Source organism: Treponema zioleckii, from assembly GCF_014737315.1.
GTDB lineage: Bacteria > Spirochaetota > Spirochaetia > Treponematales > Treponemataceae > Treponema_D > Treponema_D zioleckii.
In genome coordinates, this window is the sequence record NZ_JPUF01000094.1 from 1 (window position 1) to 8,329 (window position 8,329).

General features: G+C 46.5%; 7 protein-coding genes. 6 read left to right on the forward strand and 1 reads right to left on the reverse strand.

What is annotated here, in order from left to right:
* Positions 1-102: 102 nt before the first annotated feature.
* The 6 genes from JI65_RS15950 to JI65_RS15975 all read left to right on the forward strand — a co-directional run bounded on the left by JI65_RS15950 (position 103) and on the right by JI65_RS15975 (position 7,489).
* Positions 103-1,506, forward strand: a complete 1,404-nt coding sequence (locus JI65_RS15950) for a tetratricopeptide repeat protein (RefSeq protein WP_191018156.1) — start codon at positions 103-105, stop codon at positions 1,504-1,506.
* Between the two features lie 17 nt (positions 1,507-1,523).
* A complete protein-coding gene (locus tag JI65_RS15955) occupies positions 1,524-2,750 on the forward strand; it encodes a TraB/GumN family protein (protein ID WP_191018157.1) in 1,227 nt (408 codons plus the stop codon).
* Positions 2,751-2,845: 95 nt separating this feature from the next.
* Positions 2,846-4,363 carry a hypothetical protein gene (locus JI65_RS15960; RefSeq protein WP_191018158.1) on the forward strand — a complete coding sequence of 506 codons (1,518 nt, stop codon included), beginning with the start codon at positions 2,846-2,848 and terminating at the stop codon, positions 4,361-4,363.
* 2 nt (positions 4,364-4,365) lie between these two features.
* Positions 4,366-5,418, forward strand: a complete 1,053-nt coding sequence (locus tag JI65_RS15965; protein WP_191018159.1) for an efflux RND transporter periplasmic adaptor subunit — start codon at positions 4,366-4,368, stop codon at positions 5,416-5,418.
* 176 nt (positions 5,419-5,594) lie between these two features.
* On the forward strand, positions 5,595-6,302 hold the full coding sequence (locus JI65_RS15970) for an ABC transporter ATP-binding protein (protein ID WP_191018160.1): 708 nt from the start codon (positions 5,595-5,597) through the stop codon (positions 6,300-6,302).
* The gene (locus JI65_RS15975) at positions 6,299-7,489 is read left to right on the forward strand and encodes an ABC transporter permease (protein ID WP_191018161.1); all 1,191 of its coding nucleotides are present in this window, start codon (positions 6,299-6,301) and stop codon (positions 7,487-7,489) included. Before JI65_RS15970 ends, JI65_RS15975 begins: the two co-directional genes overlap by 4 nt.
* Positions 7,490-7,597: 108 nt before the next feature.
* On the opposite strand, the gene JI65_RS15980 is transcribed toward JI65_RS15975, so the two are convergent.
* A complete protein-coding gene (locus JI65_RS15980; RefSeq protein ID WP_191018162.1) occupies positions 7,598-8,065 on the reverse strand; it encodes a hypothetical protein in 468 nt (155 codons plus the stop codon).
* Positions 8,066-8,329 lie beyond the last annotated feature (264 nt).

Below are 8,329 nucleotides of genomic sequence, written 5' to 3' on the forward strand. Positions count from 1 at the left end.
ACAAGTTTATAATGCACAAGGCGTGTGACTTTTTAGGCTGTAACTTGTTAAAAGTTTATTTAATCTGTATTTTATAATCCTAATTTTTGAGGGGAAAATAAGTTGAAGTTATCTATCAAAAAATCAGTTTCATGTGGAATTCTCTTTTTTGCATTGTTTACCGCAACTGCAATCACTAACAGCTCAAAAAGCACCGGCGGAGTAAAAACCGTAAAATCTTCGGGTGCGGCTCCTGCTGCCAGCGACGTTTCTTTTGCCGAGAATTTGAACAAGGCTTTGCAGAACGGCTCGATTGACGAGGCTATCGCACTTTTTGAGTCTGCACCAGCCTCTGTTGAAGACGACAGTGCCCTTATGACGTTGAAGGCTTCGCTCCTTCTTTCGGCAGGAAAAGACAGTGATGCCGCTGAGCTTGCTTCAAAATTGCTTTCGAAGGAACCGAACAATATCGACATTCTTGAATTGAACGCGATGGTGGCAAAAAGCCAGGGAAATTCTGCAAAAAAAAGTCAGTACTTAAAACAGATTCTTGCGCTTGACCCTAAGAATGCGGATGTTTACGTGGAGCTTGGAAGCGAGCAGGCGTTGAAAAAAAGTTACCGCAGCGCGCGAGATTATTACAGACAGGCAGTTTCGTATGCGCCGAACAACGTTGAGGCACTTTTTGGCTACGGAAAAATGTCTTATTACCTTACGAACGACAAAGACGCAAAAGATTCATTTGAGAAAATCCTTAAAATCGACCCGAACAATGCTCAGGCATTCGCATATCTCGGAAAACTGAAAGGCGAGAACCGTGAATACCGGGCTGCCCTTGAATACATAAAAAAGGCAATCGCCTCTGACCCTACGAACAGCGACTATTTCTTTGATTTGGGAAGCTACAGCCGTTACGTTGGCGACTACGCAGGGGCTGAGAAAGCTTGGACAAAGACCACGGAACTTGAGCCAGATTACTTCTTGGGCTACGCATATCTTGCAGGCCTTTACGACGAGCAGAATAAGACTGCTCAGGCTCTCGAAAACTACAGAAAAGTCGTTGAGAAGAATCCAGATTACTACTACGCGTATGAGTCTTTGGGAATCCTTGCTTGGCATGCAAAAAATTACGAAGAAGCAGGAGATGCCTTCCTTAATGCCAGAAAGTACAGCAAAGACAATCCGTTCTACGCGCTCATGGTTGCCGCTTGCTACGAAAAACTCGGTAAGCACCAGGATTGCAGAAAATACACCGAAACCGTTATGAAAGGAATGGACAGAAAATCAACTGAGTATCTTTTGGTCAGAATGTTCCACGACTACGCCGGAGACGGGGAAGTTGCCACAAAGATTCAGAAAGAGACGATAAAAAACAAGAAAGGCAAATTCCTTTATTATTTCGCTTTGTATTTTGACCTTCGCGGAAAGACAGAACTTGCCATGAAGTATTACAACGAGGTCGTAGAGATGAAAACTCCGATGTTCTTTGAGTATAGGCTTGCAGAATGGGCTTCGAAAGGCGAGTAAATTTTAGGGAATCGGATATGTCACAGACAAAAAAAATTCTTGAGCTGAATGGAAAACAGTTCGTTCTGATTGGAACGGCCCATGTTTCAAAAGAAAGTTGTGATGAAGTTACACAGACAATATACGAGGAAAAGCCTGACTGCGTTGCGATAGAGCTTGACGAGCAGAGGTTTGCCTCTCTTAACGACCAGGAGAGCTGGAAAAAACTCGACATCGTAAAAGTCCTTAAAGAAAAGAAAGGCTTTTTGATGCTTGCGAATTTGATTCTTTCGAGCTTTCAGCGGCGCATGGGAAAGAACGTAGGCGTAAAGCCTGGCGATGAAATGCGCGCAGGAATCAAGGCGGCGGAAGAGCTGGGAATCAGGAGCGAGATGGTTGACCGCCCGATTCAGACAACTTTGCGCCGTGCCTGGGGCGAGAACTCGTTCTGGGGAAAGATAAAACTCTTCTCAATTCTGTTGGGAAGTGCGTTCAGCACCGAGGAAGTGAGCCACGACGAAATTGAGGACTTGAAGAACGGAAACGAAATGGACGGAATGATGAAAGAACTTTCTGCCTACATGCCGGCCGTAAAGCGGGTTCTTATTGACGAGCGTGATTTTTATCTTGCGGCTCACACGTGGAAAGCCAGCCAAAAAGATGGCGTGAACAAAGTCGTTGCCGTTTTGGGGGCAGGGCATCTTCCTGGCGTTGAGAAGCATCTTACCGCAATTGCAAAGAGTGAAGAGTCTTCTGATACCACTAAAATCAGCAAAGTGCCTGAGAAAAAGAAGAGTGCAAAACTTGCGGGCTGGATAATCCCTGCTCTCATAGTGGCTCTTATTGTTGCGGGATTTGTTTACGGCGGAGCTACGAAAGGTACGGAAATGCTTGGTTCGTGGGTGATTTGGAACGGACTTCTTGCCGGAATCGGCTCGATTATTGCTCTTGCGCATCCGCTGGCGGTTCTCGTGGCCGTGGTTGGCGCGCCGATTACGTCGCTGTGCCCGTTCGTGGGCGTGGGAATGTTTACCGGAATCGTGCAGGCGATGGTAAAAAAGCCGACCGTAAGCGATATGGAAACTCTGCAGGACGACATTTCGTTCAAGGGATTCTACAAAAACAGGATTCTTAAAGTTCTGCTCGTGTTCTTTTTGTCATCGCTCGGAAGCTCTATTGGCACGTTCGTTGCAGGTTCCACACTCGTAGTTGCGATTATGGAATTTGTGGTAAGGTTTGTAAAATGGCTTTTTAGTTTGATATAGAGCCTTCCATAAAAAACTGTTTTGCGGAATAAGAAAATTCTTATAAATATAAAATTTTAATATTGATTTAAGAAATGCCACTTAGGATTTTTTGCATGAAAACGTCAGGAATTTTAAGTGCATTTCTTGTCCTCCTTTTAGGTCTTTCGTGCCCTGTTGGCTTGAAAGCCGATGAGCGAGGTGGTGCGCAAAAAGAAAAACTCGATTCTCTCCTTGCAGGTTATCTCCAGAACAGTCTTGCAGTTAAAAAATCAATGCTGACAGCAAAATCAAAATCTTTGGATTTAAAATCTTCACAAATCAACAACGGAATCACAGTTTCGCTTTCAACCGGAGAAATGAAAATTCTGGCATCTTCTGATTCCACAAAAATCACTGTCACTCCGCAGGCTAATGTTTCGGCAACGGAATTTTCGGACTCTTCGCTTTCGGTTTCGATTCCCGTTACGATTCAGGACGGCGAAAAATCAGTGAGCGACGGCACCGTTTCTCTTTCGGTGGGAATAATTTCTGGAAAATCAAAGGAGCGGCAGGCTGAGCTTTTGGAAGCGGAGAGGGCTTCTTTGGAGGCGGAGCGGGCGGTTTTGGACGCGGCTTTGACGGCGGAAAAAGAATTTTACGAAAACTTAAAAAAACTTTACACGGCGGCGGTTGCGGTTCTGAATGCCAAAGGCGAGCTTTATGATGATGCCATGAATTTGCGGCTTTTGCTGACTCAGGGCTATTCAAAATCTTCTTCGCAATATCGTGCGGCGGATTTGAGCGTTCAGAGCGACAGACGTTCCGTTCTTGAAAAACAGCGCGTTCTTGAGCGCGAGACGATGATTTTTGCCCGGAAGTGCGGCGTTTCGTATGAGAAAGATTCTGCCGAGGACGACCCGGTAAAGGCGGGCGAAAAATCTTTTTTTGCGGTTCTTGCCTTCCTTCCTTCTGAAATTCCTGCCGTTGAGCCTGAAAATCTTGAGAATTATCCGCTTGAAAAATATTCCACGTTTGAAAGTGCCGAGTGGAATAAAAAAATCAATGAATTAAAGCGTGAAGCCGATTACGACATGACTTTGTATGCGGCAGGCGAATATATTTTTAACGACAGTTTTACGAATTCCGATGTTTTTGGTGCAAAGCTCACCTGGGCGTGGAAAGGGCTTTCGGCCAGTGCCGGTGCTTACATGCCGACCGGAACGAATCTTTTGGGTTCAGACGGAAAATTAGAAAAGAGCGAAAGCCCGTATTTTGCTTTGTCCCTGGGATTTACGCCGAACACGTGGCGGCTTTCAAAAATCGAGAAGGCACAGGATGAATTGGAGCGCCAGATTGAAGATGTTGAGATTGAGTCTGCAAAGGATTCTTATGAGACTGACATTCTCGACAAAAGTTCATCGTACAGCGATATTGCCTGGAACAAAATTTCTTATGCCGAAGAAGCCGACATGTACGAGAATCTCGAAAAAGACATGGCCCGCTATTTTAAGCAGGGCTACGTGACCGAAAACGATTATCTTGACGCGAAGAACAATAAAGAAATCGCCGAGCTGAACATGCTGATTAACGCGGTTGAGCTTGTAATCTGCAATGCAGAGACAAAGTTGCTTTTTGTACGGAACGGAGACTGAATATGAAAAAAAATAAGAAAATCGCTATTGGCATTTTTAGCACGATTGTTGTGATTGCGGGAGGAATTATCCTCGCAAAAAAAATCGTTTCCTCATCATCTTCCGACAGCACGTTTTACGTTGTTCGAAAGGAAACTTACGAGAATGTGATTGAGATTGCGGGCACGGTGAGCGCGGCAAAATCCCAGAGCCTAATGTCGCGGAACGACGGAACTGTTGTGGGTGTTTACAAAAAAGAGGGCGACGAGGTTAAGTCCGGTGACCTGATTGTGCAGCTTGACGACACCGAGCAACTTTACAACCTCGCGAACACGAACTACGAAATCGGAGTGGCTAGAATTTCGCAGACCGCGGGAAAATTGAACCTTCTTCTTGCGCAGAGAAAATCTCTCGTGCAAAAAGTTGCCGACAGAAAAATCACCGCGACTTTTGACGGAATAATCGCGAGCCTTGACGTTGACCCGGGCGACTATCTTGAGGCGAAGGATTCTGTAGGAACTCTTGTAGATACGAGTTATCTTACTGCCGAGGTTGAGATTGCCGAAACAGATGTTTCAAAGCTGAAAGTCGGTCAGAAGGTTGAGTTCACTTTTCCGGCCTACGATGGAACTGTGGAAGGCTACGTGGTTTCGTACCCGACGATTGGCGAGGTGACTTCCCGCGGTGCGACTGTAGTTAAGGCGAAGGTTCGGATTGACGACGTTCCTGCGGGAATCCTGCCGAATTTTTCGTTCACCGGAAAAATCCAGATTACCGAGCCAGAGGAAAAGTTGATTGTTGAACGGTACGCAATCGGGCATGAGCAGGGAAATTCTTTTGTTGAGATTATTGAAGGCGACGGAAAGACCGTAAAAGTTGAAGTGAAAGTTGAGCCGTACACCACCGAATACGTGAATATTATTTCGGGGCTTGAAGGCGGCGAGAGACTAAAAGCTCAGTCTTCAGCCGAAAAGAGCGGACGGTTAAGGACGTTCAAAAAAGGCGAGGGCGGAAAATCGAACAAAAACAAAAATCAAAACGGCGGTCCAGGAGGCTTTGGCGGCCCGCCGTTCTAAACGGCTTGCAGTGACAGCACCGCTGGATCGAGGAAAACCGCCCCCTCTACCAACGAGCTGGAAAGTTGACTTAAAAACTGGCGGGTGGAAGCTCCAGTGACTCTGCATTATTGGCAAGTGGACTAAAAAATTGTCGGGCGGTAGCGGAGGCCCAAAGATTCTTAAGAGGAAAATTTATGAGCGACAACGTGATTTTAATGGAAAATGTTCGAAAGACCTACGTGATGGGCGAAGAAAAGGTTCACGCGCTTCGGGGAATCAGCTTTGCCGTGGAACAGGGGGAATTCCTTTCGATAATGGGTCCTTCCGGCTCCGGAAAATCCACTTGCATGAACATGATTGGCTGCCTTGACCGCCCTACGTCCGGAATCGTTCGAATCGGCGGAAAAGAGACCGCAAAAATGACCGAGAAGGAACTTGCAGTCCTTCGGAACAAGACAATCGGATTCGTTTTTCAGCAGTACCATCTTCTTCCGTCAATGACCGTCCTCGAAAACGTGATGGTTCCGCTTCGCTATCAGGGAATCGAAAAAAATCTTCGCCGCGACATGGCATTGGACGCACTGGAAAAAATGGGTCTGAGCGACCGCGTGAGCCATCTTCCGAATGAACTTTCTGGCGGGCAAAAACAGCGAGTTGCGATTGCAAGGGCAACCGTTACGAATCCTTCTATAATTCTTGCGGACGAGCCAACAGGCGCGCTCGACAGCCATACTGGAGTTGCGGTAATGGAACTTTTTGGAAAAATCAACGCAAGCGGAACGACAATCGTAATCGTAACCCACGACCCAAGAATCGGTGAGAACACAAAAAGATGCATTCGGATTTTTGACGGACAGATTCAGAGCGACTCAAAAAATTCGAGCGTGGAGGGGCAAGAATGATTGAAGATTTTATTGATGCCTTGCGGAATTTCTCACGTGCAAAAACGCGCACTTTCCTTTCGCTTTTGGGTGTGATTATTGGCGTTGCGAGCGTAATCGTAATCACCAGTATGGGCTCAAGCTCCACAAAACAGATTCAGGCGACGTTCGGTTCTTCGGGACTTGATTTGGTAAGCGTAAGCTCAGGCTTTATGCGCCGCAATCGGGATGCCGTAACCTTGCAGTTTGACGAACCGCTTCGGCAAGACCTTTTTGACAACATTGAGAACGTAAAAAAAGTGTGGTACAAGAATTCTGCGAATTTTACGGTGAGTTACGGAGAAACCAGCGTTTCGAACAATGCAACGGCAATCGAGCCTGGTTACCTTGAAATGTGCGGGCTTGCCCTTGATTATGGTGAATATTTTTCGGTGACGGACGAATATCTTGGCGCGCAAAAAATGATTCTTGGGAGCGAGGTTGCAGCCGCGCTCTTTCCAGAAGGCAATGCCGTGGGGAAGGGCGTTCTTGTGGTTTCTAGCAGCGTTCCTTTTGCGTTCAGAATTGTGGGCGTTCTAAAAGAGCAGACCAGCGGAATGGAATCCTCCACGACAGGAATTTATGTTCCCCGCGGATTTTACGCAAAAAAAATCAAGCCGAACCCGACCGCGGACACGATTATGGTTCAGGCGACCGACAAATCTTACTGCACCGCGATGGTGACGGACATTACCAACTACATGACCGAAAAATCAGGCACGGAAGGCTCTGTGTACGTAATGTCCATGCAGACGATGATTGACCAGATGAGCGAGATTACGAGCCTTTTGAGCCTTCTGCTTTCTGGAATCGCCGCTATTTCGCTTTTGGTCGGCGGAATCGGAATTATGAACATAATGATTGTTACCGTAACGGAGCGCCGTCAGGAAATCGGAATTAGAAAAGCACTTGGCGCAAGCCCGTTCGTAATCTGCCGACAGTTCCTCGTGGAAAGTGCGAGCATAACCGTCCTTGGCGGAATTTTGGGAATTCTCCTTGGAATCGGAATCAGCTTTGCTGTGGAATACGTCCGCGGTCAGCCGTTCTCCGTGCAGCTTTACGCCTGCCTGATTGCGTTCATTTTTAGCGTCTTCGTAGGAATCTTCTTTGGCTTTAGCCCTGCCCGCCGCGCCGCAAAACTAGACCCGGTGGAAGCCCTGGCGGGATGATGTGTGAATTGTGAAGTATGAAGTATGAAGTATGAAGTATGAAAATTGGGGGAGGAAAATTGATCAAACGGCGGAGTTGCCCCCGCCCGTATAAAGCCTTCAAGATTTCTAGTTTGCGCTGTATGTGAATTCAGCGACATTGCTCCATGCGCTTTCTCTGACTGCAGGACCTTCCGCTTTCAGCCAGAAATAGTATTTTCTTCCGTTGCTAGGTGTAAGATATGGCGCGCTGGTTGAAGGAATGTTTACTGTTCGTGTGTTCGAGCCAGCTTCAATAGTGGTGCAAGTGATGTTGTCATAGGCAATTGCCTGCGAAGAATCATTTGTAGTCGAGTAGCCGAGCACTGCCGTCGTTGCGCCTTCAGCACCAGTTTCTCCGCTGTAGTTGAATGTGATGTTCACGGCGCAATTGCTTGTGTTGTCCGTCATTGAGTTGATGACAAGATTCGTAGGAGCAGGAAGAGTTGTCAGCGTTCTTCCCTCATTTTCATCTGACGAGTCATCACCGCATCCAGTGACCACGCACGCCATAACCAATGCCGCAAAAATTGCCGCAAGTTTAGAAAGTTTTTTCATAAATCCTCCAAGATTTTCTTTTTTTTGATTTTGCCGAGTCGAGCAGTGCAGGACTTTTAAAATCTCAGAGAATATTACTATATCCTATACAAAAAAAAGTACTCCCGCCGAAAAATCCCTCTTTTATTCCTACTTCATATTTTTCCCGTTCCCGCATTTTTTGGGGTCTGTCTTTGCAACCAAAAAGCGCCCCTTAAAAATCCGTGTCTCATCCGTGTTTATCTGTGTTCATCTGTGTCCAAACTGACAAGTTATCAACTTTCC

Excerpts from the sequence above, each read along its gene's own strand:
- JI65_RS15955 (WP_191018157.1), top strand. The coding sequence starts at position 1,524 with ATGTCACAGACAAAAAAAATTCTTGAGCTGAATGGAAAACAGTTCGTT.
- JI65_RS15970 (WP_191018160.1), top strand. The coding sequence starts at position 5,595 with ATGAGCGACAACGTGATTTTAATGGAAAATGTTCGAAAGACCTACGTG.
- JI65_RS15980 (WP_191018162.1), bottom strand. The coding sequence starts at position 8,065 with ATGAAAAAACTTTCTAAACTTGCGGCAATTTTTGCGGCATTGGTTATG.
- JI65_RS15975 (WP_191018161.1), top strand. The coding sequence starts at position 6,299 with ATGATTGAAGATTTTATTGATGCCTTGCGGAATTTCTCACGTGCAAAA.
- JI65_RS15960 (WP_191018158.1), top strand. The coding sequence starts at position 2,846 with ATGAAAACGTCAGGAATTTTAAGTGCATTTCTTGTCCTCCTTTTAGGT.
- JI65_RS15965 (WP_191018159.1), top strand. The coding sequence starts at position 4,366 with ATGAAAAAAAATAAGAAAATCGCTATTGGCATTTTTAGCACGATTGTT.